The sequence below is a fragment of the Streptomyces sp. NPDC102283 genome (genome assembly GCF_044766265.1).
Classification (GTDB): domain Bacteria; phylum Actinomycetota; class Actinomycetes; order Streptomycetales; family Streptomycetaceae; genus Streptomyces.
In genome coordinates this window covers 34345-58613 of sequence record NZ_JBIWLQ010000023.1, presented here as the reverse complement: position 1 = coordinate 58613, position 24269 = coordinate 34345, and the positions used below count along the sequence as shown (strand labels likewise).

The 24269-nt window shown below is 73.8% G+C and carries 21 protein-coding genes; 9 read left to right on the top strand and 12 right to left on the bottom strand.

Going from position 1 to position 24269, the window contains the following annotated elements; genetic code table 11:
- Positions 1 to 39: 39 nt before the first annotated feature.
- The gene (locus ACIRJT_RS33125; RefSeq protein ID WP_403916636.1) at positions 40 to 1134 is read right to left on the bottom strand and encodes a hypothetical protein; all 1095 of its coding nucleotides are present in this window, start codon (positions 1132 to 1134) and stop codon (positions 40 to 42) included.
- A 121-nt stretch (positions 1135 to 1255) separates the two neighbouring features.
- Here ACIRJT_RS33125 and ACIRJT_RS33120 point away from each other — a divergent pair, with 121 nt between their 5' ends.
- Positions 1256 to 1693 (top strand): DUF4442 domain-containing protein, encoded by a 438-nt coding sequence (locus ACIRJT_RS33120; protein ID WP_403916831.1) that lies wholly within the window; start codon positions 1256 to 1258, stop codon positions 1691 to 1693.
- A gap of 138 nt (positions 1694 to 1831) precedes the next feature.
- On the opposite strand, the gene ACIRJT_RS33115 is transcribed toward ACIRJT_RS33120, so the two are convergent.
- The gene (locus ACIRJT_RS33115; RefSeq protein WP_403916633.1) at positions 1832 to 2362 is read right to left on the bottom strand and encodes a gamma carbonic anhydrase family protein; all 531 of its coding nucleotides are present in this window, start codon (positions 2360 to 2362) and stop codon (positions 1832 to 1834) included.
- Positions 2363 to 2540: 178 nt separating this feature from the next.
- On the opposite strand from ACIRJT_RS33115, the gene ACIRJT_RS33110 reads away from it, so the two are divergent.
- The 3 genes from ACIRJT_RS33110 (at position 2541) to ACIRJT_RS33100 (ending at position 4635) form a co-directional block, all read left to right on the top strand.
- On the top strand, positions 2541 to 3290 hold the full coding sequence (locus ACIRJT_RS33110) for an acyltransferase (protein WP_403916630.1): 750 nt from the start codon (positions 2541 to 2543) through the stop codon (positions 3288 to 3290).
- Positions 3291 to 3463: 173 nt separating this feature from the next.
- A complete protein-coding gene (locus ACIRJT_RS33105) occupies positions 3464 to 4036 on the top strand; it encodes a helix-turn-helix domain-containing protein (protein ID WP_403916627.1) in 573 nt (190 codons plus the stop codon).
- A gap of 44 nt (positions 4037 to 4080) precedes the next feature.
- The gene (locus ACIRJT_RS33100; RefSeq protein WP_403916624.1) at positions 4081 to 4635 is read left to right on the top strand and encodes a YbaK/EbsC family protein; all 555 of its coding nucleotides are present in this window, start codon (positions 4081 to 4083) and stop codon (positions 4633 to 4635) included.
- A 66-nt stretch (positions 4636 to 4701) separates the two neighbouring features.
- Here ACIRJT_RS33100 and ACIRJT_RS33095 read toward each other — a convergent pair whose 3' ends face one another.
- Together ACIRJT_RS33095 and ACIRJT_RS33090 are read right to left on the bottom strand one after the other, a co-directional pair.
- Positions 4702 to 5523: an aminoglycoside N(3)-acetyltransferase gene (locus ACIRJT_RS33095; protein ID WP_403916621.1), complete on the bottom strand. Its 822-nt coding sequence runs from the start codon at positions 5521 to 5523 to the stop codon at positions 4702 to 4704.
- 46 nt (positions 5524 to 5569) lie between these two features.
- Complete coding sequence (locus ACIRJT_RS33090; protein ID WP_403916619.1) at positions 5570 to 6022, bottom strand: CoA-binding protein; 453 nt, start codon at positions 6020 to 6022, stop codon at positions 5570 to 5572.
- 75 nt (positions 6023 to 6097) lie between these two features.
- On the opposite strand from ACIRJT_RS33090, the gene ACIRJT_RS33085 reads away from it, so the two are divergent.
- The 3 genes from ACIRJT_RS33085 (at position 6098) to ACIRJT_RS33075 (ending at position 11261) form a co-directional block, all read left to right on the top strand.
- Positions 6098 to 6724, top strand: coding sequence for a YigZ family protein (locus ACIRJT_RS33085; protein WP_403916617.1), 627 nt, complete (start codon positions 6098 to 6100; stop codon positions 6722 to 6724).
- Positions 6725 to 7041: 317 nt separating this feature from the next.
- Positions 7042 to 8211 (top strand): exonuclease SbcCD subunit D, encoded by a 1170-nt coding sequence (locus ACIRJT_RS33080; RefSeq protein WP_403916614.1) that lies wholly within the window; start codon positions 7042 to 7044, stop codon positions 8209 to 8211.
- Positions 8208 to 11261, top strand: a complete 3054-nt coding sequence (locus ACIRJT_RS33075) for an AAA family ATPase (protein ID WP_403916612.1) — start codon at positions 8208 to 8210, stop codon at positions 11259 to 11261. The genes ACIRJT_RS33080 and ACIRJT_RS33075 overlap by 4 nt, the downstream gene beginning before the upstream one ends.
- A gap of 22 nt (positions 11262 to 11283) precedes the next feature.
- Here the strand turns inward: ACIRJT_RS33075 and ACIRJT_RS33070 are convergent, their stop codons facing one another.
- Positions 11284 to 11730 (bottom strand): Lrp/AsnC family transcriptional regulator, encoded by a 447-nt coding sequence (locus tag ACIRJT_RS33070; protein WP_403916610.1) that lies wholly within the window; start codon positions 11728 to 11730, stop codon positions 11284 to 11286.
- 88 nt (positions 11731 to 11818) lie between these two features.
- Here ACIRJT_RS33070 and ACIRJT_RS33065 point away from each other — a divergent pair, with 88 nt between their 5' ends.
- On the top strand, positions 11819 to 12313 hold the full coding sequence (locus ACIRJT_RS33065; protein WP_403916607.1) for a rhodanese-like domain-containing protein: 495 nt from the start codon (positions 11819 to 11821) through the stop codon (positions 12311 to 12313).
- 25 nt (positions 12314 to 12338) lie between these two features.
- On the opposite strand, the gene ACIRJT_RS33060 is transcribed toward ACIRJT_RS33065, so the two are convergent.
- From ACIRJT_RS33060 to ACIRJT_RS33050, 3 genes are all read right to left on the bottom strand, one after another.
- Positions 12339 to 13220 (bottom strand): ATP-grasp domain-containing protein, encoded by an 882-nt coding sequence (locus ACIRJT_RS33060; protein ID WP_403916605.1) that lies wholly within the window; start codon positions 13218 to 13220, stop codon positions 12339 to 12341.
- 55 nt (positions 13221 to 13275) lie between these two features.
- Positions 13276 to 14964: a DUF885 domain-containing protein gene (locus ACIRJT_RS33055; RefSeq protein WP_403916603.1), complete on the bottom strand. Its 1689-nt coding sequence runs from the start codon at positions 14962 to 14964 to the stop codon at positions 13276 to 13278.
- Positions 14965 to 15063: 99 nt separating this feature from the next.
- Positions 15064 to 15543, bottom strand: a complete 480-nt coding sequence (locus tag ACIRJT_RS33050) for an Lrp/AsnC family transcriptional regulator (RefSeq protein WP_371622254.1) — start codon at positions 15541 to 15543, stop codon at positions 15064 to 15066.
- Positions 15544 to 15602: 59 nt separating this feature from the next.
- Between ACIRJT_RS33050 and ACIRJT_RS33045 the strand changes: the two genes are divergently transcribed.
- Positions 15603 to 16850 carry a trans-sulfuration enzyme family protein gene (locus ACIRJT_RS33045; RefSeq protein ID WP_403916600.1) on the top strand — a complete coding sequence of 416 codons (1248 nt, stop codon included), beginning with the start codon at positions 15603 to 15605 and terminating at the stop codon, positions 16848 to 16850.
- Here ACIRJT_RS33045 and ACIRJT_RS33040 read toward each other — a convergent pair.
- The 4 genes from ACIRJT_RS33040 to ACIRJT_RS33025 all read right to left on the bottom strand — a co-directional run bounded on the left by ACIRJT_RS33040 (position 16750) and on the right by ACIRJT_RS33025 (position 24176).
- Positions 16750 to 18210 (bottom strand): GNAT family N-acetyltransferase, encoded by a 1461-nt coding sequence (locus ACIRJT_RS33040; RefSeq protein ID WP_403916829.1) that lies wholly within the window; start codon positions 18208 to 18210, stop codon positions 16750 to 16752. The two genes, ACIRJT_RS33045 and ACIRJT_RS33040, sit on opposite strands and share 101 nt — an antisense overlap.
- Positions 18211 to 18311: 101 nt before the next feature.
- Complete coding sequence (locus ACIRJT_RS33035; protein WP_403916599.1) at positions 18312 to 21152, bottom strand: DUF6493 family protein; 2841 nt, start codon at positions 21150 to 21152, stop codon at positions 18312 to 18314.
- A complete protein-coding gene (locus ACIRJT_RS33030) occupies positions 21149 to 22531 on the bottom strand; it encodes an SWIM zinc finger family protein (RefSeq protein WP_403916596.1) in 1383 nt (460 codons plus the stop codon). Before ACIRJT_RS33030 ends, ACIRJT_RS33035 begins: the two co-directional genes overlap by 4 nt.
- A gap of 52 nt (positions 22532 to 22583) precedes the next feature.
- Positions 22584 to 24176, bottom strand: coding sequence for an alkaline phosphatase D family protein (locus ACIRJT_RS33025; protein ID WP_403916595.1), 1593 nt, complete (start codon positions 24174 to 24176; stop codon positions 22584 to 22586).
- Between the last annotated feature and the right edge of the window lie 93 nt (positions 24177 to 24269).

The following is a 24269-nucleotide window of genomic DNA, read 5'->3' as shown; positions in this document are numbered from 1 at the left end:
CGGGCGGTTCGGAGGCGGGAAGGGACGGGGCGCGGCCGGTCAGCCGGTGGGCTCACCGGAGAGGCGGACCGTGCTCAGGATCTTCTGGATGGTGGTGTCCGGAAGCTCGTCCTTGACGCCGGCGGCGGCGTAGAGGACCCAGGTCGAGAAGTCGCCCTTGGAGTTCTTGAAGGAGAAGGCGATCGACTTCCCGTCGCTGTCGCACTTCTCCTTGTTGGCGAGGCCCAGCGCGGTGGCCTGGACGACGCTGCCGGAGAGACCCGACTCCGTGGTGAACGCCTTGGGCTTGCCGGTCTTGACCTTGGTCTTGGGGTCCAGCTGGGCGTAGGCGGCCCACACCCAGTTGGCGGCCTCGATCCTCGCGGCCTCGTCGGTGCTCTTGGCGCCCTGGGCGCCCTTCGTCCCGACGCCGGCGAGCCCGGTGTCCTCCTGGCTGCCGTCCCCGTCGGAGTCGTCGACGCACCACTTGCTCTTGTAGTAGGCGGGCGCGGTGAAGCCGGCGACCGGCTTACCGGTGGGCTCCTTGGCGTCCTCGAAGCCGGAGAACATCCCCGAGCTCGCGACCTCCCAGTCACCGGGAACGTCGAACTGCGTGCCCCACTTGGGGTTGGTGACGACCTTCCAGCCCGGAACGACCGGCTTGGGGTCGCTCTCGGAGCCCCGCGGGTTCTCGGCAGGCGGCGCGGAGCCGGTGTCCGCCTCGCTGGGCTCGGCGCTCGGCGACGCGGACTTCTTGTCGTCGGCGACGGTCCTGCCACCCTCGTCGTCCTTGCCGAGCACGAGGAAACCGGTGACGCCCGCGGCGACCACGACGGCGGTCGCCGCGACGATCGCCACGATCGTCGTCTTCTTCTTGTCGTCGCCGGGCTTCGGCCCGCCGGGCGGACCCGGGACGGCGTACTGCGGCACCGTCGGCTGCTGGTAGGGATGGGGCTGCTGGTACCCGGGCTGCCCGGCGGGCGGGCCCTGCGGGTATCCGTAGCCCTGCTCCGTGGGCTGCCCGGGCTGGCCCTGCGGCGGATATCCCGGTTGCTGATAGGGATTCGGCTGCTGGTACCCCGGCTGCTGGTACGGGTTCTGGTTCTGGTCCTGCGGGTTCTGCTCGCCCCCGGGCGGCTGCGTTCCTGGCCACATGGCCAGTAACCATAGATGGGGCACCCGGCCACTTCTACGGCCGCCCTGTCCCAGAGCCGTCACAAGGGGATGGCCAAACGGTGCTACTGGTGAGTAACCTTCGGGCATGAGCGCTGAACAGATGACCGTGGGCGAGATGCTCGTCGCGACGGTCCCGATGGCCCGGACCCTCAACCTCGACTTCCTGGAGACGACGCCGGAGCGCGCCGTCGTCCGGCTGCCCGACCAGGCCGACTACCACAACCACCTCGGCGGCCCCCACGCCGGAGCGATGTTCACGCTCGCCGAGTCCGCCAGCGGCGCGATCGTCATCGCCGCCTTCGGCGACCAGATGTCGCGCGCCGTGCCGCTCGCCGTGAAGGCCGAGATCGGCTACAAGAAGCTCGCCAAGGGCGAGGTCACCGCGACCGCGACCCTCGGCCGCCCCATCGCCGACGTCGTCGCCGAGCTCGACGCCGGCCGGCGGCCGGAATTCCCCGTGGTCATCGAGATCCGGCGCGCCGACGGCGCGGTCACCGGCGAGATGACCGTCGTGTGGACCCTGCGCCCCAACAGCTGAGACGTCCCAACGGCTGAGACGCCCTAACAGCTGAGACGTCCCAACGGCTGAGAGTCCGCCGTACGCACCCGGGCCGCCGCCCCTCCCCGAGCGGGAAGGGGCGGCGGCCCGGGTGCGCTGGCGGCCGGAATCCGGGCCTCAGCCCCCGTGCGCCTCACGGTGGGCCTTCGCCAGCTCCACGTACCCGGCCGCGTTGAAACGGATGCCCTCCAGCTCCTCGGCGGTCAGCGGCCGCTTCACCTTCGCGGGCACCCCCGCGACGAGCGAGCCCGGCGGCACCCGCATCCCCTGCGGCACGAGGGCCTGCGCCGCGACCAGCGAACCCGCCCCGATGTGCGCGCCGTTGAGCACCGTCGCGCCCATCCCCACCAGCACGTCGTCCTCGATCACACAGCCGTGCAGCACCGCGTTGTGGCCGACCGAGACCCGCGCGCCCACGGTGAGCGGGAACCCGGGGTCGGTGTGCACGCTGCAGTTGTCCTGGATGTTGCTGTCGGGACCGAGCGTGATGGGACCGCAGTCGGCCCGCAGCACGGCCTGGTACCAGACGCTGGAGCCCGGGGCGAGCGTCACCTCGCCGATCACCACGGAGGTCGGGGCCACGAACGCGTCCACGTCGATGTCCGGCTCCCTGCCGCCCATGCCCGTGATCAACGCCTGCTCCGCCATCGCCTGCTCCTTCGCGCCGGTGTGGTGCTCCTGGGCCTTCCCCGCGGACTCGCTCGGATCCGCCGGGCCGGGCCGCCTCACACGGTAGGGGACGACTCCCGGCGCACAGCGCCCGGTGGGGCGAACATCACAGGTCATCGCCCGGATCGCCCACCGCGCCGCCGACTACCGTGAGCGCGTGCCGAAGAACCGAAACGCGTTCTCCCCCCTCGCCCGCTGGCCGCGCCGGGCCGCCTCCCGCGCGGTCCACCTCGGCTGGTCCTGGGCGCAGCGGGCGGGCGCGGTCACCGCCGAGCACCCCGGGCGGCTGCGGTTCCGCGCGATCGGCACGGGGACCCGGCTCGCCTTCCCGCAGGGGACCGTGTTCGGGGAGCCGTGGATCGAGCTCGGCGCGCACTGCGTCATAGGCGAGCAGGTCACGCTCACGGCCGGGATGATGCCGGACCTGGACCTCGGCCCCGACACCGTCCTCACGCTGGGCGACGGCGTGGTGCTGGGGCGCGGCAGCCATGTGATCGCGGACACCACGGTGACGATCGGCCCGGACACCTACTGCGGCCCGTACGTCTACATCACCTCGACCAACCACAGCTACGACGACCCGCACGAGCCCGTGGGCAAGCAGTGGCCCCGGATGGAACCGGTGGCGATCGGGCCCGGGTGCTGGATCGGCACGGGTGCGGTGATCCTGCCCGGGGCCCGGCTCGGCCGGAACGTGGTGGTCGCCGCCGGCGCGGTCGTCCGGGGCGAGGTGCCCGACCACGCGGTGGTCGCGGGGGCTCCCGCCCGGGTCGTCCGCAGCTGGGACCCGGAGAAGGGGTGGCAGCCGCCCCTGCGCACCCCGGCGCCCGTGCCGATCCCCGAGGGCGTCACGCCCGAACAGCTGCTGGCCCTCGCGGAGCTGGACGAGGCACGGGAATCGCCGTAGGCGGCGGTGGCGGTACGACCCGCCGGACGCGGGAAGTGCACCGTACGGCGGTGCAATATTCTTGACCCCGGCACGCGCGCCGTAACACGACTCGGCACGCCGCACTCAGCACGCCGCACCGGGTACGTCGAACTCCGCCACCCGCACTCCGCCATCCACCGCAGGGACGGTACGTGTCCGACCTCGACCAGCTCACCCAGTCGCTGGCCCGCAACCTCAAACGCTGGCGGGGGGAGCGCGGCTTCACCCTCGACGCCCTCGCGGCCCGCGCCGGGGTCAGCCGCGGAATGATCATCCAGATCGAGCAGGCGCGGACGAACCCGAGCGTCGGCACCACCGTCAAACTGGCCGACGCGCTCGGTGTCAGCATCACCACCCTCCTCGACCCCGAACAGGGCGGCCAGGTCCGGCTGGTACCGGAGAGCCGGGCCGTCCGCATGTGGTCCACCGAGGCGGGCAGCTCCAAGACGCTCCTCGTCGGCGCCGAGGCCCGCGGCCCGCTCGAACTGTGGTCCTGCCGGCTGATGCCGGGTGAGGGCACCACCTCCGACCCGCACCCCGAGGGCACCGTCGAACTCCTCCACGCGACCGAGGGTGAACTGGCCCTCCTCGTCGACGGCCGCACCCACCTCGTCCCCGCCGGGACCTCCGCCACCTTCGAGGCGCACGTGCCGCACGGCTACCGCAACGAGGGCGCCGAACCGGCTGTGTTCACCATGGCCGTCGCCATCCCGCCCGTCCGCTGAGACGCCCGGACGGACCCACCCCCGCCGCTGTTAGCGTGAGCGCCATGCGCGCACCCATCGGAACCTTCGAGGACGCCGCTCCCGCTGCGGAACGGCTCGACCTGCTCCCCGCTCCCGTCGTCACGGCCCTGACCGCCGGCTGGGGCGACTTCACCGCCGAGCAGGTCATCCACGTCGACAGCGACCCGGCCGTCGCCGACACCGCGGTCTTCGCCGAGCACTACGGCGTGGAACTGCTGGACACCTCGGCCAACTGCGTCGTCGTGGCGGGCAAGCGCGGCCAGGACGTCACCCTCGCCGCCTGCGTGGTGCTCTCCCGCACCCGGGTCGACGTCAACGGCGCGGTCCGCAAACACCTCGGCGCCCGCAAGGCCTCGTTCGCGTCGATGGACACGGCGGTCGGCGAGAGCGGTATGGAGTACGGCGGCATCACCCCGATCGGCCTGCCCGCCGCCTGGCCCCTCCTGCTGGACCCCGCCGTGGTGGACGAGGAATGGGTCCTGATCGGCAGCGGCAGCCGACGCGGCAAGCTCATCGTCCCCGGCAAGGCGCTCGCCGCCCTCCCGGGCGCCGTCCTCGTCGAGGGCCTCGGCGTCTGACTCCTGCCTCCGGGGGCGTCTCGACTCCCCTGCGGGCGGCCGGGGCCGGCCTCCGGGCGGCCTGGGTCAGCGCCCGGTCGCCCGGTGCTCCGTGAGCCAGCCCGTGGCGAAGTCGACGGCGGGGCGCAGCCGGACGAGCCTGCAGTCGGCCGCGCCCACGCGTCCCGCGCGGACGTCACCGTCGGCCGCGGCATCCTCGAACGCCGCGCCCAGGGCGGCGAAATCCCCGTCGTCCAGGGCGACATCCTCGTGCTCCCACCACCGGCGCACTCCCCGCGACATCACCACACAGCGGTAGCCGCGGCGCGGCGGACCGGGCATCCGGTACTCGCCCAGGTGGAACGCCGTACACGTGGCGTAGCCGGTGCCGAGCAGCAGAATCCGGGCATCCGCCCCGTACAGCCGGGCCAGCGGCGAGTCCTCCCCGAGATGGCAGTCGGCCCGGTGCCCGGCGAGCAGCCGCGCCGCGTCCGGGCCGAGAGCCGCGAACGAGGTCTGCGGATGCGCGCTGCGCCCGGCCCCCGCAGCCGTCCGTACGGTCTCGGCCAGCGCGCCCATCGACGGCGCGGGGGTCAGCGACGGGTCGTACGGCTCCATCGAGGCGCGCACGGCGTCGACCGCCCCCGCGTCCAGGCCCCGGACCCGCTCGCGGTAGTGCGGGGAGGTGTCGGAGTTCTCCGGGGTGAAGGAGGGGACCACCAGGGTCCCCTCCGGCCCCACGGCCCGGCGCAGCGCGCCCAGCACGCTCCGCGCACCGCCCGTCACCGGTCCGAGCGAGCGCAGCGAGGCGTGCACCAGGAGTACATCGCCGGGCCGTACGCCCAGCGCGGTCAGAGCGGTCGTCGTCCGGGCCCCGTCGAGTACGTCCGCGTCGAGTACGTCGTCCACGGCGGGGATTCTTCCCGCCCCGGGACGTCCCGCACACCCGGTCCGCTCAGGCGGTCCCGTCCAGCCGCGGGATCTCGATCGCCGGGCACCGGTCCATGACCATGTCCAGCCCTGCCGCGCGCGTCCGCCCGAAGGCGTCCGGGTCCACGACGCCGAGCTGGAACCACACCGCCTTCGCGCCCACCGCCGCCGCCTCGTCCGCGACCGCGCCCGCCAGCTCGCTGTTGACGAACACGTCCACCACGTCGATGGGGAAGGGGATGTCCGCGAGCGAGGCGTATCCCTGCTCCCCGTGCACCGTCTCGGCCTTCGGGTGCACGGGCACCACCCGCTTGCCGAACCGCTGAAGGACCTCCGCCACACCGTGGGCCGCCCGGGAACGGTTGCCGGACAGGCCCACCACCGCCCAGGTGTCGCCCGTGTCCTGGAGGATCCGCCTGATCGTCGCGGGGTCCGCGTACGTGTCGTCCGTGTCGTCCGCTGTGCCGTCTGCGTTCATGCCGGGACAACCGACAGCCCCCGCCCGCTCATTCCCGCCGGAACCCGTCCTCCCCGCGGCGCATAGGGTGGACGGATGCAGGAGCAGTACCGGACCGTCGCCCGCGCGGGTGTGCACGGATGCGAGATCAACCGATCCCGTTTTCTCTGCTCCCTCGCCCCCGCCGCCACCGAACAGGAAGCGCAGGACTTCGTCACCCGCGTCCGCAAGGAGCACCCGGCCGCCTCCCACAACTGCTTCGCGTACGTGATCGGCGCCGACGCCTCCGTACAGAAGGCGAGCGACGACGGCGAACCCGGCGGGACCGCGGGTGTTCCGATGCTCCAGATGCTCATGCGGCGGGAGGTGCGGTACGCCGTGGCGGTCGTCACCCGCTACTACGGCGGGGTCAAACTCGGGGCGGGCGGGCTGATCAGGGCGTACGGGGGAGTGGTCGGCGAAGCCCTCGACGCGCTCGGCACCATCACCCGGCAGCGCTTCCGGCTCGCCACGATCCGGGTCGACCACCAACGGGCCGGAAAGCTGGAGAACGACCTGCGGGCCACCGGGCGGGACGTCCGCGAGGTGCGGTACGCCGAGGCCGTCACCATCGACATCGGGCTGCCGGACGGTGACGTGGAGGCGTTCACCGCCTGGCTGGCCGACGCGACCGCGGGGACCGCCGTGCTGGAGCTGGGCGGCGAGGCGTACGGCGACATGTGACGGCGCCGAGGTGCGAACGCGCCCGATGAGGGCAATCCCACGGACGCCGACATCATGATCGATGCGGGTTCGGCGGCCCGGCGGCGTTAGCGTGGTCGGTGCCGAGCGGGATCACGGGCCGCCGGTGCGCGGCCCACGGGGTGGAGGACGAGGATGCAGGCCGGAATCGGCGGAGTGACGATGCGGGCCACGACGGGCGGGGTGGCGGGGCAGGCCGGAACCGGGGGGACGGCGATGCGGGCCAAAACCGGGGGGACGGCGATGCGGGCCAAAACCGGCGGAGCGATGGCGCCGACCGGATCCGCTGGAGTGATGGCGTGAGGATCCTGCACACCTCGGACTGGCACCTGGGCCGGTCCTTCCACCGTGTCTCCCTCCTCGACGCCCAGGCCGCCTACCTCGACCACCTCGTGGCGAGCGTCCGCGAACGCGAGGTGGACGTCGTCCTCGTCGCGGGCGACGTCTACGACCGGGCCGTCCCGCCGCTCACCGCCGTCGAGCTGTTCGACCGCGCGCTGCACCGGCTCGCCGCCGCGGGCGTCCCCACCGTCATGATCTCCGGCAACCACGACTCCGCCCGCCGGCTCGGCGTCGGCGCCGGGCTCTTCGAGCGGGCCGGGATCCACCTGCGGACCGACCCGGAGAACTGCGCCACCCCCGTCGTGCTCGCCGACGACCACGGCGACGTGGCGTTCTACGGGCTGCCCTACCTGGAACCGGCCCTGGTCAAGGACACCCTCCGGGCGGCCAGGGCCGGCCACGAGGCGGTCCTCACCGCCGCCATGGACCGGGTCCGCGCCGACCTCGCCACCCGTCCCGCAGGCACCCGCTCCGTCGTCCTCGCGCACGCCTTCGTGGCGGGCGGGGAGCCCAGCGACAGCGAACGCGACATCACCGTCGGCGGGGTCGCGGCGGTCCCGGCCGGGGTCTTCGACGGCGTCGACTACACGGCCCTCGGCCACCTCCACGGCTCCCAGCGGGTCACGAGCCGCGTCCGCTACTCCGGCTCCCCGCTCGCCTACTCCTTCTCCGAGGCCGACCACCGCAAGACGATGTGGCTCATCGACCTCGACGGCGACGGGGACATCGCGGCCGGGGAACGGATCGACTGCCCCGTGGAGCGGCCCCTGGCCCGGCTCCGGGGCCGGCTCGACACCCTGCTGGAGGACCCCGTCCTGGACCGCCACGAGCACGCCTGGGTCGAGGCCACCCTCACCGATCCGGTGCGCCCCGCCGAACCCATGGCCCGCCTCGCCCGGCGCTTCCCGCACACGCTCAGCCTCGTCTTCGACCCCGAGCGGCCTCCGGACGACCCGGGGGCGTCCTACGCCCAGCGCCTCCAGGGCCGCGACGACCACCAGATCGCCGAGGACTTCGTCGCCCACGTCCGCGGCGGCAGCGGCCCGAACGACCTCGAACGCACCGTGCTGCGGGCCGCGTTCGACGACGTACGGGTCGACGAGACCGTGCGCGAGGTGTCCCGGTGAGACTGCACCGCCTGAGCATCACCGCCTTCGGCCCGTTCGGCGCCACCCAGGAAGTCGACTTCGACGCCCTCTCCTCCGCCGGTCTCTTCCTGCTCCACGGACCCACCGGCGCCGGGAAGACCTCCGTCCTGGACGCCGTCTGCTTCGCCCTGTACGGAGCCGTCCCCGGCGCCCGGCAGAGCCCCGGCGCCTCCCTGCGCAGCGACCACGCCCCGGCGGACCTGCCCACCGAGGTGCAGCTGGAACTGACCGTCGGCGGCCGACGCCTCGAAGTCACCCGCAGTCCCGCCCAGCCCCGTCCCAAGAAGCGCGGCGACGGCTTCACCATGGAGAAGGCCCAGAGCCGGCTGCGCGGTCACGACCCCGAGCGGGGCTGGCAGGCGCTCAGCAAGTCGCACCAGGAGATCGGCGAGGAGCTGACCCAGCTCATCGGCATGAGCCGGGACCAGTTCTGCCAGGTGGTGCTGTTGCCGCAGGGCGACTTCGCCCGCTTCCTGCGCTCGGACGCCGAGGCCCGCGGAAAACTCCTCGGCCGGCTCTTCGACACCCGCCGCTTCGCCGCCGTCGAGGAACGCCTCGCCGAGCTGCGCCGGGGCGCCGAGGCCAGGGTCACCGCCGCCGACGAGCGGATCCTCGCCCTCGCCCAGCGCATCGCCCAGGCGGCCGGGCCGGTCGGGGCCGAGGCCGCACCGATCACCGCACGGCCCGGCGAACCCGGTCTCGCCGAAGCCGTTCTGGAGTGGGCCGCCATCGCCCGGTCCACGGCCCGCGAACGGCTCGGCATCGCCCACTGCGTCCTGACCGGGGCCGAGGGCCGGCAGCGGGCGGCGCGCCACGCCCTGGACACCGCGCGCGAACTCGCCCGCCTCCAGCAGCGGCACGAGGAGACCGTGCGGCGCGCCGCGGCCCTGGAGGAGCTGCGGCCCGAGTACGACCGCTGCCAGGAGCAGCTGGAGCGCGCCCGCAGGGCGGACCGCGTCGCCCCCGCGCTGGACCTGCGCGAGGAGGCGGAGCGGGCCCACCGCCGGGCGGGCGACGCCCTCGACCGGGCCAGGGCGCAGCTGCCGCCCGACCTCGCCGACGCGGGCCCCGACCGGCTCACCGAGCTGGAGCGCCGGTTCCGGCAGGAGCTGGGCGGCCTGGAGGCGGCCCGCCGGGCCGAGGCGCGCAGCGCGGCGATCGACGAGGAACGGGACCGGCTGGAGCGCGAGTCCCGGGCCGACGACGCGACCGTCCGGGACACGGACGCATGGCTGGCGGGCTGGGATGCCGTCCACGCCGGACTCAGGGAACGCATCGCGACGGCACAGGAGGCCGCGACCCGCGCCGAACAGCTCGCCGGACTCCTCGCCCCGGCCCGCCGCAGGCTGGAGGCCGCCCGCCGCCGCGACGCGCTGGCCGCCGAGGTCCTGGCCGCCCGGCGGACGCTCGCCGAAGTCCGCGAAGGCGCCCTCGACGCCCATGAGGCCTGGCTCGGGCTGCGGGAGCGCCGACTGCGGGACATCGCGGCGGAGCTGGCCGCCGGACTCGTCGACGGCGCGCCCTGCACCGTCTGCGGCTCCGCCGAGCACCCGGCCCCCGCCACCGAGGGCGACGGCCACGTCGACCGGGCCACCGAGGAGGCCGCCCTCACCGCCCACCGGCACGCCGAGGAGACCCGCGCCCGCGCCGAGCAGGCCCTCGGGCTCGTCCGCGAACGCCACGCCACCGCGCAGGCGGAGGCCCGCGACGCCGGTGCCCCGGCGGAGCCCGTCGAGGGCGGGAGCGACAGCGGGGCGACGACGGACCCCGGCCCGTCCGTCGCCGAACTCCGCGACACCGTCGACCGGTTGGCCGCCGAGCACGCCGAGACGCACCGCCTCGCCGCTGGAACGCACGCCGCCCGCGAGGCGCTCGACGCCGCGGAGCGCGAGCACCTCGGGCGCCTCGAACTCCGGCGGGAGGCCGAGCGCCGGGCCGCCGCCCGCACGTCCCGCCGGGAGGCGCTCGACCGCGAGCAGACCGTGCTGCGGGATGAACTCGCCGCTGTCCGCGACGAGTCCGGGTCCGTCGCCGCGTACGCCGAACGCCTCACCCGGCGCGTGGCGCTCCTCGCGGAGGCCGCCGACGCGGTGCGCGCCGAACGGGACGCCGACCGGCAGCGCAAGGAGGCCGACGGCCGGCTCTCCGACGCGGCGTTCCGGGCCGGCTTCGACACCCCGGAGGACGCCGCGGCGACCCTCCTCGACGCCGCCGCCCAACGCGACCTCCAGCACCGCGTCGACGCCTGGCAGGCCGAGGCCGCGGCGGTCGCCGACCGCCGCGCCGAACGCGACGCCCGGGAGGCGGCCGAGCAGCCCCCGGCTCATCCACCGGCCGCACAGGGCGAGTTCGAGACGGCGGAATGGCTGTTGCGCGAGGCGTCCTCCGCACGCGCCGCCGCCGACGAGCGTTGCGGCGAGCTGACCCGACTCTCCCGTGAGGCCGCCGACGAGGTGCGGCGGCTGGGCCCGGTGCGCCAGGAGTACGAGCGGGTCGCCCGGCTCGCGGGTCTGGCGGCGGGCACCTCCGCCGACAACGAGCGCAAGATGCGCCTGGAGGCGTACGTCCTGGCCGCCCGCCTCGAACAGGTGGCGGCCGCCGCCACCGCACGGCTGCAGCGGATGTCCTCCGGCCGCTACACCCTGGTCCACTCCGACGCCCGCACCGGCGGACGCAGAGCGGGGCTCGGGCTGCATGTGGTCGACGCCTGGACCGGCAGTGAACGGGACACCGCGACGCTGTCCGGCGGGGAGACGTTCTTCGCCTCGCTGGCGCTCGCGCTGGGCCTGGCCGACGTCGTGACCGAGGAGGCCGGCGGCGTACGTCTGGACACCCTCTTCATCGACGAGGGGTTCGGCAGCCTGGACGACCAGACCCTGGACGAGGTGCTCGACGTACTGGACTCCCTGCGGGAACGGGACCGCAGCGTGGGCATCGTCAGCCATGTGGCCGACCTGCGCCGCCGGATCCCGGTCCGGCTCGAAGTGGTGAAGGAGCGTCAGGGCTCGTCCGTCCGCCACCGCCTGTGACCGGCCCGGGCCGCCGCCGGGGTCAGCGGCCGATCGCCCGGCGGGGGAGCGGCGAGGAGTACACGACGCTGGTGGTGACGGCCCCCAGTGCGCCGATCCGCCCGGTGGTCTCCTCCAGATGCCTCATCGAGCGGGCCGTGACCTTGAGGACGAAGCAGTCGTCGCCCGTGACGTGGTGCGCCTCGATGATCTCCGGCGTGGTCTCCAGCAGGTCGTGGAAGGGCCTGTAGTTCCCGTTCGGGTAGCGCAGGCGCACCAGGGCGAGAAGGGGCAGCCCGAGCCGCTCGGCGTCGACCACCGCCACGTACCCGCTGATCACCCCCAGCTCCTCCAGTCGGCGCACCCGCTCCGTCACGGCGCTCGGGGACATGGCGACGGCACGTGCGAGCTCGGCGAAAGTGGCGCGGCCGTCGCGCTGGAGGACGTCGAGGATGCGCCAGTCGGTGGCGTCCGGGGAATAGTCGGTCACTCGGCCGAGACAACAGGGAAATTCCCGGCCCATCAAGAGGAGCGCCGGGGAATCTCACTTCCCGGTCCTGTTCCACGGTCATAGATTCATGGTCATGACCTCGCACATCGCGGCCACGGCCGACAACCCCGTCCTGCGCGTCGCGCCCGCCTCTCCCGCTGCCGCGGCGGCCCACTTCGGCGCGTCGCTCGCCTTCCACGCCGATGTCTCCGACGTCGCCTCCACGCTGGCCGCCGACGGTGATCCCGGGTTCGTCGTCCTGGACAGCCGCTCCACCGCCTCCTGGGACCAGGGGCATGTGCCCGGCGCGGTGCACCTGCCCACCGCGCTGATCCCCGAGCGGGCGGCGGCACTGCTGGACCCGGCCGTCCCCGTCATCACGTACTGCTGGGGGCCGGGCTGTGACGGTGCTACCCGCGCGGCCCTGGCCCTCGCCCAACTGGGCTACCAGGTAAAGGAGATGCTCGGCGGCTTCGAGTACTGGGCGCGTGAGGGATTCGCCTTCGAGACCTGGGAGGGCGTCGAGCGGCGCGGAGCCGACCCGCTCACCGCGCCGGCCGACGCCGCCGACTGCGGCTGCTGAGGCCGGGGCCGGGGCCGGGCGGAGGTCAGCACGGCCCGGCGCCTGCCAGCGCGGCGAACAGGGCCCCGGCCTCCGCCCCGGCGGGCAGGCCGCTGACCTGACCGTCGCCGACCTCCACCACCCGCCACACCCCGTCCTCGCGCAATGCCAGGTCGGTGGTGACCCAGCGCGGCCCGAGTCGGCCCACCGCCTCCCGCGGGAGTGCCGGTTCGGGAACGGACACCGCGCCCGGGGTGTCGGGGTGGGCGGTGACGAGCACCGCCTCCCCGTCGACCCACCACACCCGCGCCTCGCCGCCCGCGACGAACGGCTCGAAGGACCGCAGCACCAGGCCGCCCGAGAGGAACGTGCCCTGCAGTTCGACGAACCGGCCCACCACGCGAGCCAGTTGCTCCGCGTCCGCCAGCTCCGGCACGTAACACGCCTCGTGCCACTCGTGCTTGCGGGACTTTACGAAGTCCTTCACGATGCCGGGCCCCGGGCCCAGGGGCGCCGCGAGCCCGGCCAGTTCGTCGGCGGTGGGCGGCGGAGCCCCCGGAGGCGTCGCACGCCAGACGCTGCGCGGTGTGAGTTCGGCGAACTCCTCGTACCACCCCGGGAGTTCATGTGCCCGCCGGTATGCGGCGGCACCGGTGAGCAGGGCGCAGCCCCGGGCGCCGAGCGCCGCCTCCAGCTCCGCGTACCGTCGGGAGGGAATCATCCAGCCCCGGTACCAGTACGGCCCCGAGTCCCTCGCGACCCGGGCCACCGCCCCGGCCGCGTCGCCCGCGAGCAGCGCGTCATGATCGAGCAGCGCGATCCGCCCGCCGGTCGCACGCGCCGCCGCGACCTCGTCGGCGAACTGCGGATCGGGCCGGGAGGGCCGCAACGGGTCGGCGCAGAAAAGGAATCCGTTCCGCTCGCTCACGTCAGGCTGCCTCACTTCCACCGATCGGGACTCCGGAGCGTACGCACCACTCGGATCAGAGCCGCGACAGCTCGTCGACCAGATCGTCCAGGCCCAGCGATCCCTGGGAGAGCGCCGCCATGTGCCAGGTCTTCAGATCGAACGCGTCGCCGTGCGCGGCCCGCGCGTTCTCCCGGCCGAGCAACCAGGCGCGCTCCCCGAGCTTGTAGCCGATGGCCTGCCCCGGCATCGACAGGTAGCGGGTCAGCTCGCTCTCCACGAAGTCGGCGGGACGGCTGCTGTGGTTGCCGAAGAACTCCTGGGCCAGCTCAGGAGTCCAACGCTCGCCCGGGTGGAAGGGGGAGTCCGCCGGAATCCCCAGCTCCAGGTGCATGCCGATGTCGACGATCACCCGGCAGGCGCGCATCATCTGCGCGTCCAGATAGCCGAGCCGCCGTTCCGCGTCGGGCAGGAAGCCCAGCTCGTCCATCAGCCGCTCCGCGTACAGCGCCCAGCCCTCGGCGTTCGCGCTGACCATGCCGACCGACGCCTGGTAGCGGGAGAGGCTGTCGGCGACGTGCGTCCACTGCGCGATCTGCAGGTGGTGGCCGGGAACGCCCTCGTGGTACCAGGTCGAGACCAGGTCGTACACCGGGAAGCGGGTCTCGCCCATGGTGGGCAGCCAGGTGCGCCCGGGGCGGGAGAAGTCCTCGGAGGGACCGGTGTAGTACGGCGCGGCGGCCCCGCCGGGCGGCGCGATGCGGGACTCCACCTTCCGTACCCGCTCGGCGAGATCGAAGTGCGTGCCGTCCAGCGCCTCGATCGCCTCGTCCATCACGCCCTGCAACCACTCGCGGACCTCGTCCACGCCCTCGATGTGCTTGCCGTGCACGTCGAGATGGGCGAGCGCCTCCCAGGGACCGGCCCCGGGCAGGATCTTCTCGGCCTCGGTCCTCATCTCGGCGAGCAGCCGGTGGTATTCCGACCAGCCGTACGCGTACGCCTCGTCGAGATCCAGGTCGGTGCCGTTGTACTGCCGCGACCACAGGGCGTAGCGCTCCCGGCCGACCGGGTCCGGGGCCCCTTCGATGCCCGGGGCGTAGACGTCGCGCACCCAGTCCCGCAGGGAGAGCACCGACGCCGTCGCGAGCCGGGCGGCCTCGTCCAGCTCCGCCCGCAGCGACGCGGGGCCGGGGGCGACGAACTCCGCGAAGAACGCCGCGCCCTCGCCCTCCCCGCCCCACTCCGTGAGCTGCCCGACGAACGTGGCCGTCGCGCGGGGACCGCCGTACAGCTTGCGCTCCAGACCGAGCGCCAGCGAGGCGCGGTACCCCTCGTGCGCGGCGGGCACCGCCCGCAGCCGTTCCACGACCGCCGCCCAGTCCTCGTCCGTCGCGGTCGGCGTGAGGGTGAAGACCTCGGTGATGCTGTGGGCCGGCGACTGCATGTTGGAGACCGTCCGCAGGCCCTCCTCGGCCTCGTGCACGGCGAGTTGCGCCGTCAGACGTTCCCGCAGGAGGCGTCCGCAGCGCCGCTCGGCATCGCTGTCCGCACCGGGACGCCGCTCGGCGGCGTCCAGCTCCCGCAGCGTCGCGCGGACGAGGTCGGCGACCGCGTCCTGACCGGCCGGTGAGAAGTCGGGCAGCCGGCGCGAGCTTTCGGACACACCCAGATAGGTGCCCGTGACGGGGTCGAGTTCGATGATTGCGTCGACGTAGGCGTCGGCGACCTGACGGGGCAGCGCGCTGCTCGAAGTGTCTGACATGCGGACATCCTCGTACGCCGGTGGTCTCTTCGTCATCACCGGGGGCCCCGGGCGTCCGAAAGACGATCATCCCGGCGTGTCCCGGCACGTTTCCGGCGCTCAGCTCCCGGCGGGCGGCAGCAGCGGGCCGCAGTCCCACTGCTGGAAGATCAGCCGGGTGTCCACCCGGGCCACCTCCCGGCGCGAGGTGAACTCGTCCAGCACCAGCCGCTGCAGATCCGCCGCGTCGGCCACCGCGACCTGCACCAGATAGTCGTCGGGACCGGTGAGATGGAAGAGCGCGCGCGACTCGGGCAGGGACCTGACACGTTCGACGAACGGCCCGATGAGCTCCCGGCGGTGCGGCCGGACCTGTACCAGGAGCAGTGCCTGGAGACCCCGGCCGAGCTTCGCCGGGTCGAGCCGCAACCGGTCCCCGAGGATCACCCCGGAGCGGCGCAGGCGGGCCACCCGGTCCAGGCAGGTCGAAGCGGCCACGCCGACCTCGGCCGCGAGCTCCCGGTACGTGGTCCGCGCATCGTTCTGCAACAGCCGCAGAATCTGTAGATCCACCGGATCGAGAGCGACGGAATCGGACATGCCGCGAACGTAGCACGGGATCTGGCCGCTACGAACCGGTAGCTGTTCAGAGTGACGGCATGGACAACGAAGTCTCGATGACGCCCCCTGCCCCCACCCCGTCCAGGGCTCTCGCCACCGAAGCCGTGCACGCCGGACGCGACGACCTCGCCTCCCTCGGTGTGCACGCCCCGCCGATCGACCTGTCCACCACCTACCCCTCCTACGACTCGCGCGGCGAGGCGATGCGCATCGACGCCTTCGCCACCACCGGGGCCCGCCCCGACGGGCCGCCCGTCTACGCCCGGCTGGACAACCCCACCACGGGCCGCTTCGAGACGGCCCTCGCCCGGCTGGAGGGCGCCGAGAGCGCGGTCGCCTTCGCCAGCGGGATGGCGGCGCTCACCGCGGTCCTGCTCGCCCGCGCGAGCCAGGGGCTGCGCCATGTCGTCGCGGTCCGCCCGCTCTACGGCTGCAGTGACCATCTGCTCGGCGCCGGGCTGCTGGGCACCGAGGTGACCTGGACCGACCCGGCGGGCATCGCCGACGCCATCCGCCCGGACACCGGGCTCGTGATGGTCGAGACGCCGGCCAACCCGACGCTGGCCGAGGTCGACATCCGGGCCGTCGCCCACGCCTGCGGAACCGTCCCGCTGCTGGTCGACAACACCTTCGCCACCCCCGTCCTGCAGCGCCCCGTCGAACTCGGCGCGCGGATCGTCCTGCACAGCGCCACCAAGTACCTCGGGGGCCACGGGGACGTCATGGGCGGCGTCGTCGCCTGCGACGAGGAGTTCGCCGCCACCCTGCGCCAGGTCCGGTTCGCCACCGGCGGAGTGCTGCACCCGCTGGCCGGCTACCTCCTGCTGCGCGGTCTGTCCACGCTTCCGGTACGCGTACGGGCGGCCTCGACGAGCGCGGCCGAACTGGTCCGCAGGCTCACCGCCGACCCGCGGATCGCCCGGGTGCACTACCCGCGGATCGGCGGCGCGATGATCTCCTTCGAGGTGTACGGCGACCCGCACCGGGTCATCTCCGGGGTGCGGCTCATCACGCCCGCCGTCAGCCTCGGCAGCGTGGACTCGCTGATCCAGCACCCGGCCTCCATCAGCCACCGCATCGTGGAGGAGGGAGACCGGCGGGCGTCCGGCGTCGGTGACCGGCTGCTGCGGATGTCGGTCGGCCTGGAGGACGTCGAGGACCTGTGGGCCGACCTGTGCCAGGCGCTCAGCGACGGGCCCCTTCCGTCGGCGCGGACGGCCGAGCGGGCCCTTCGGTCGTCCGCGGCCGGTCAGTCGTCGGCCGGCCGGCCGTCAGCCGTGCGGTGATGACGAGCGTCCCCTCCTCGATCTGGTAGTCGAGGGGCAGCTCCAGCGCGCGCATCGCCGCCACCATGCCCGTGTTGTGGGACTGCGTCACGGCGTACACGCTCTCGCAGCCCGCCTCCACGGCGAGGGCCGCCAGGCGGCCGAGCAACTCGGAGCCGATGCCCCGGCGCTGCCAGCCGTCCTCGACGAGGAGGGCGACCTCGGTCTCGTCGCCGTCCCAGAGGAGGTGGCCCAGTGCCACCAGCTTGCCGGAGGCCGTCTGCACCGCCAGGGTACGGCCGAAGCGGGGGCTCAGCAGATGGTCGAGATAGCGGTCAGCGTCCGCGACCGGGCCGTGATAGCGCAGGCCCAGGGTGCGCTGCGAGCAGCGGTCGTGCATCGCGCGGGCGGCGGCGAGGTCGTCGCGGTCCGCGCGGCGCACGGTGATCTCGTTGCCCTCGGGCAGGGTGAGGACGTCCTCGCCGCGCGGCACCCGCGGGCCGAGCCGGGCGTCCAGCTCGACGAGGGCACGCGCCCGCGCGAACTCGGTCGGCGTGAACGGCAGATAGGGCCGCTCGACGGAGATCACCCCGCCGGACGGGTCGCGCAGCCGCATCACGGTCTCCTCCAGCACGCTCTCGACCGGGGCGCTCTCCCCGGTCGGTCGTCCGGTGACGGACAGGGCGGGCAGCGAGTGGATGGTGCACCGGCCGAGCAGCTGGCGCAGGGCGAGCGGCAGCTCGGCCGCGTCGAGCGCCGTCCGGGTGGCCAGCGACAGCACCCGGGTCGGGATGTCGACCAGATCGTGGGCGTCCGCCCGCTCGATCCACGTGGACGCGCCGCCGGCCGCCGCGATCTCGCGGGACAGTTCCCGCGCCTGGAGCGAGGCCGGAGCCCGCAGCAGGAACTCGTCGACGGTCCCCCGCGCGAGTGGGTGGGTCCCCAGGGTGAGGATGTCCACCCGGAGCCCGGCGAGGGCCACGCACAGCGCGGCCAGGCTGCCCGGGGCGTCGCGCACGGTCGTCCGCATCCGCCACAGGGCGGTCTCCTCGGCGCCGGCGATCCCGCCCGCACCGCTGCCCCCGGCCTCCGCTGCCGCGCTGTCCCGCGCCCCGTGCGCGGCCGCCTCCGCTCCGCCCGGCGCGGAGCCCCCCTCACCGGACGGGGGAGCGTGACTGTGCCGTCGCGCCCACCAGGTGTGGAACGCCGCGGTGGCCACCAGCGCCACCGCCGACACCACGAGCAGATAGGGCCCGTCCGGCTGGTGTCCGATGAGGTTGGCGATGGCGTCGGCCACGGCCACGGCGGTGAACAGGGCGGCCAGTTCGATCAGGTCCCGCCGCCAGTGGTGCGGGCGGCGGGCGCTTTTCGCGGAGGTCACATCAGTCATGTCCTCACTGTGAACGAACGGTGTTGCCTGATCACGAACGCCCTGTGACTGATGGGTTACGTGTTGATCTGGTCGCCTATCGTCGTTTTCGGTCAGATTCCGGGACCGGTCGCTTCTTGATCCTTCCGGCCCGGTGCGGTGGCCTCGTCGACCTCCGGGGCGTCGGGGATTTCGGGGACTTCGGTGCCTTCGGGAGAGGGACCCTCCGCCACGGCGGGAAACGTGGCGAGCAGCCGGGCGGCCTGGCGGACCGTCTGGGAGGAGCCCTTGCGCCCCGCCGTCGCCGCGAGCCCGGCTATCGACGGGATCCCGCCCGTACCGCAGCGTTCGGCGCACTCGGCCGCCACGGACAGCAGGTCGCCGAGCCCCCGGGGCGTCTTCTCGTACGCCAGCAGACCGGGCAGCATCGCCGCCAGCACGGTCAGCACCGTCCGATACGCGCCGGTCGCGGCCACCGTGCCGAGCGCATCGGCCGTGCGGTTCACCTTCACCAGGTCGCGGTCGACCAGGATCGCCAGCTCCCGCCCGAGCGACGCACCGTCCAGCCGGCCCCCCGCCGCCAGCACGAGCAGGGCGTCCGCCGCCGCCGTCCGGTCCTCCGGATACCGTGCGCCGAGACCGTAGGCCAGCGCGAGATGTGTCGCCCCACCCACCTCGCCCGCGCTCTCCGCCAGGGCCGGCAGGAACCCGACGGCTCCCCGCTGCCCCTGGTCGGCGGCGAACAGCAGGTCCGGCATCAACCACGCGGCCAACGCCTCCGGATCCTCGGGCAGGGTCGCCGTCCAGTGCGCGGACCGCTCGGGGCCCCAGTGGTAGCACTCCCGGGCCCGGGGGGGCTGGGCCTCGCCCAGCCAGTGGAAGGCTTCCGGGAACTCACGCCCGATCACCGACCGCTCCCGGGTCGCCAACAGCACCTGGCGGGCCCCGGTCGTCGTCCGCTGCCACCAATTGCGCGCCGACGGGCGGGAGGCGGCGGTCGCCGGATGCCGCAGCACCGGGGCCACCGGCTCGTCGGCACGGATCCAGGCGGCCAGCCGGTCGCCCTCTCCGGTACCCAGCGCCTCGGCCGCCGCGGCGGCCTCCGCCCCCTCGGGACCACTTCCCCGGCGGACCCGCAGCAGGGCCTGGGCGAAGTCGGCGGGGCCGGGGCGGGCGCCCAGCTCCCGGTAGGTCCGCAGCCGGTCGACGAGCTCGGCCGCTTCGACCGCCCCCGTGTGCCAGGTCGGTGTGGCCAGCAGGAACGGCGCCTCTCCGACCGTGATCGCCTCCGCCGCCTCCCAGGCCCGGTCGAGCAGCACCCCGTTCAACGCGGCATGGGCACAGGCGTCCGCCCCCTTCACGGCCGTCTCCGCCCGCCACGCGACCCTGTCCCGCTCGGAGACCAGGCCCAGCAGCGAGGCCACCATGACGGAGATCCCGTGCGAGGTCGAGACGGACCGCGGGTCGACCATGTACGGACCCAGGCCGTGCTCGACGAAGCGCACCCCGGCCAGCGCCTCCCGCAGGGCTGCCGTCAACTCCTCCCGGTGGGTCCGGGCCAGGCGGACGAGCCCGTCGAGCGTGCGCTCGAAGCCGGTGACCCCGGTCGAGAGGTCCGCGACGGCCGAGGAGGGGATCCAGCGCTCCGACGCATGCGACTTCACCCGGGCGGCCACCTCCTCGACCAGCTCCGCCACGGTCTCCGGCGCGGGTTCGTGACGCCGCAGCACCGGCGCGGGCGGCAGGAACTCCTCGTACGCCCCCTGCGGTTCCTCCTCCACGAGATCGCCGAACAGGGCAGCGACCGTCTCCCGGTGCAGCGGGCCCAACCGTCCGGCGGCGGAGGCCAACTGCTCCCGCGCCTCCGGGCCGGCGACCGCGGGCAGATACCGCGCGACGAGCTTCAGGGCCCGCTCCTGGACGTCGATGCCCTCGTGGCCGAACGCCTCGGCGACCGCCGGAAGGAGCTCGCCCGCCGTAGCGGCGTCCCGGCGCAGCACCTTGCCCAGCAGGGTCAACTGGGCGCGCACCAGCTTCTTCTCCTGGCGGAAGAGCACCGCGCCGGAGACCTCCGCCAGCTCCCGGGTGGACAACTCGCCCCGAGCGTCGAGACGTACGAGCACCTGCTGCGCGTGCGAGGCGACCGGCGCGATCCCGTCCGCCGCCATCGCCGTCCAGTCACGCAGATGCCTGCTCTCCTCTCCCTCCGTCGCCCCCAGTCGCTGGAGAACAGCCAGGAAGAACCGCTGGTCGACGGATTTGCCGCCGCGCGTCAGACGGGTCACGCACCGCTCCACCAGATGGGGCCGGTCCAGCACCCCGTCGTCGGCCAGGGCGCACAGCGCGCCGGGCCAGTGGTCCTGCGAATTGGGCGCGTCGTACCAGTCGACCTGCGGCGGCAGCTCCGGCATCTCGAACAACCGGGGCGCCAGCACGGCCGTGTGCGGGTCGTCCCGCAGGATGTCGGTCAGCGGACGCCGGGTCCGGCCGCGCCAACGCGCCGTGCTGACCAACTCGGTCCAGCCCGTCACCAGGTTGTCCGTGACCGGAATCGGGACCTGGGCGATCCGCGCCAGCTCGCCGACGAAGGCGTACTCCGTATCGGAGAGAACCGAACGCTCCGCCAGCCGCTGGGCGAGATCACCCAGCCAGGCCGGATCGCGGTCCTTGAGCGAGGCGAGGATCAACGGATACGGGGAGCGGGTCCAGTCGCGCAGATCACGACCCCCGATCCAGGCGGCGCACCCCGCGGCCCCGGTGTGGCAGCCCGCGCCGGCCACCAGCAGCGCCTTGCGGATCCTGTCCCGCCGCTGCCAGTCCCAGCTCCGCACCTCCTTGCGCAGCTCCTTCAGCCCGGCGAGCGCGGACCGGCGGCCGGGCACGTCCAGATCGAGCACCAGCGGCGGCACGTCGTGGTGGCGCCCCGCCCGTACAGCGGTGAGCAGCTCGTTCATCGCACGCCTCCGGCGACCGTCGCACCCCGGCGGACCATGCGCACCGCGAGCGCGTGTTTGCAGGGCCCTCGTCGACCCCGGTAGTCCGCCCACCACTGGCAGGTGCAGCTGACGTCGGAGTCGCTCTCGCGCACCTGGTAGCGGCGGTCCCCGGAGACGACCGTCGCCCGCGCACCGTCGAGCGACACCGCGCCCTCACCGGCCAGCCTGCGAGCGGCCACGAGACGCGGATTGTGCCGCTCCGCCCGGTCCGCGTCGTACGGCAGCTCCCGGTGGAAGTACGCGGCGTCCGCCAGGTCGTAGCCGACCCGGCCCGCCGTGCCGAGCCGGGTCAGCGCGGCCCGCACCCGCTCCACGCCCAGCCCCGACTGCTCGGCCAGCGAAGCCGGTTCGATCCTGGGCTCCCAGGCGAGCAGCACGGACACCAGCTCGGCGTCGGCCGCCGCGTCATCCGTGGCCAGGGCCTCCAGGACACCGCCCTCGCCCGAGAATCCCCGCGAGGAGTCGGGCGAGAGCGTCAGCGTGAGCCGCATCCCCGGCAGCACCACCTCCCAGGCGCTCGCCGCCGCCACACCGTCGGCCACCGGCCCGTACACCCGCAGGGCCGTCGCGTCGCGCAGCACCCGCTGCAACGCCACCAGCCGCTCCGGGCCCGGCAGGCACACCGCGCCCGGCACGGGACGGGTCGTCGGGCGCAGGGATCCGCCCGACGCCACCACCCACCGGGCGCCACGTGCCGCCCGGCCCGAGGTGGGGGAGCGGGGCAGCGACCGCAGGAACGCCACCGCCTGCGCCGCCGTCAGCTCGGCCCGCAGATCGAATCCGGCCGAGGCGACCTGCGCCTCGGCGAAACCGCGAAGCCACCGGTCGGGCAGCGGCACCTTCTTCTCCACCACCGGACCACCCTCCAGCGTGGTCACCGCCATCTCCTGCGGCCCCACCCGCAGATGCAGCGGATCGTGCGCCGTGATCCGCGAAAGCGCCTCCCGCAGCGGAGGATTGACGTCCACGTTCGTCGTTCCATGGCCGGTCTCCCGGCCGTCCAGGCCTTCCTGGAGCACGTCGAGGCGTGCGTACACCCCGCAGCAACCGGAGAACGACTCAAAGCGCAGCCGGTCGCCGTTGCCCGTCACCACCGGGTCCAGGGAGGCGGGCAACGCGCGTTGGTAGTAGCGTGCCGCCGCCACGTCCGCGACCGCCAGCAGCCCGCGTGCCGCTGTCCGCGGATCGGAGAGGAAGCCCGCGAAGAACCGAGGGTGCGCCTCCGCTCCGCGCGGGGTGAGGCCCCCCGCGGTCTCCAGACCGAGAGAGGGCCCCACCTGCGATGACGTCAGGGAGGACGGGCGTGCGTAGGCCAAGGCCTGAACGGATCGGGTCATGGGAAAAAGCGTAGGACCCACCACTGACAACGGGCCTCGACCCAGCCCCGGTTCACTGCCCGACGCGGCCCGGCCGGAGCACCTTGGTGAACAGCACCGCTCCGCCCTCGGCCCGCAGCCGCACCGTCAGCTCCGCGCTGTCGCCGTCGATCTCCACCTCGCCGAAATACTGCGGGGACTCCATCGGCGAGACGTTGGCCCGGTCGGGAGCCCGCACGAAGACCCGGTCCGGGCCGAAGGTGCCGTCCAGCGCGTTGGCCGGGAAACCGCCCGCCGCCAGCGGCCCCGACACGAACTCCCAGAACGGGGCGAAGTCCTTGAACGCCGCCCGCTCGGGCGTGTAGTGCTGGGCCGAGGTGTAGTGGACGTCGGCCGTCAGCCACACGGTGCCGGTGATCCTGCGGTGCTTGACGAACCGGAGCAGTTCGGCGATCTGGAGCTCCCGCCCGAGCGGAGCCCCGGGATCGCCCTGCGCCACGGCCTCGAAGTCCGTCGCGCCGTCCGGGACCACGAGGCCGAGCGGCATGTCGGCGGCGATCACCTTCCACTCCGCCCGGGAGGCGGCCAGCGAGCGCTTCAGCCACCGCGCCTGCTCGGCTCCGAGGATGCCCGTCGTCTCCTCGGTCTGGCGGCCCGGGGAGTTGGCGTTGCGGTGCGAACGCATGTCGAGCACGAACACGTCGAGCAGCGGCCCGTGGTGCACGACCCGGTACATCCGCGAACGCCGCCCGGAACCGTACGAGGGCGCGAGCGGCACGTACTCGTGGAAGGCGCGCACGGAGCGTGCCGCGAGGATGTCCACGTTCTTCTCGGTGTAGCGCGCGTCGTCGAGGATCTGGCCGGGATACCAGTTGTTGCGCACCTCGTGGTCGTCCCACTGCACGACGGAGGGCACCTGCGCGTTGAAGCGGCGGACGTTCCGGTCGAGCAGGTTGTAGCGGAAGTTGCCCCGGTACTCGTCCAGCGTCTCGGCGACCTTCGCCTTCTCCGCGGTCATGACATTGCGCCAGATCCGGCCGTCCGGCAGCGTCACGCTCGGCTCCAGCGGGCCGTCCGCGTAGATGCTGTCGCCGCTGCACAGGAAGAAGTCCGGGTCCAGACGGCGCATCTCCTCGTACACGCGGTAGCCGCCGATGTCCGGGTTGATGCCCCAGCCCTGCCCCGCGATGTCGCCCGACCACAGGAACCGCACCCCGGAGCGGCGCCGGGCCGGAGCGGTACGGAAGGTCCCGTACACCGGCTTGCCGGTACGGCGCGGATCGGCCGGGTCGGAGAGCGTCACCCGGTAGTGCACCTGTTCGCCCGCGGGCAGGCCGTACAGCGGTGTGGTGCCGGTGAAGTCGGTTCCGGGGCCGATCGACGGCCCGTGCCACCGGCGGACCCGTCGGAACGACTCGGTCGCCGAGGTCTCCACCAGCATCCGGGCCGGCCGGTCCGAGCGCACCCACAGGAGCGCCGACGAGGAGGTGACACCGCCCACCTGCACACCCCAGGACGCTTCGGGCCGCCCCGCCAGGTGCAGCGCGGGCACCGCCGCAGCGGTCGCGGGGGAGAGGGCGACCGCCGCCGGGGCGATCAGTGAGCCGCGCAGGACGGCGCGGCGGCCGGGCGAGGAAACACGCGGACGGTGCGGACGGTAGGGCATCGAAGCGCCTCCGGGGTGGTGGGCGGATGGTGCGCCGTTCGCGAGAAGGCCGAAGACCGGCGCCGGTCCTCGCCCATGCCTAGTGCCTCGTGG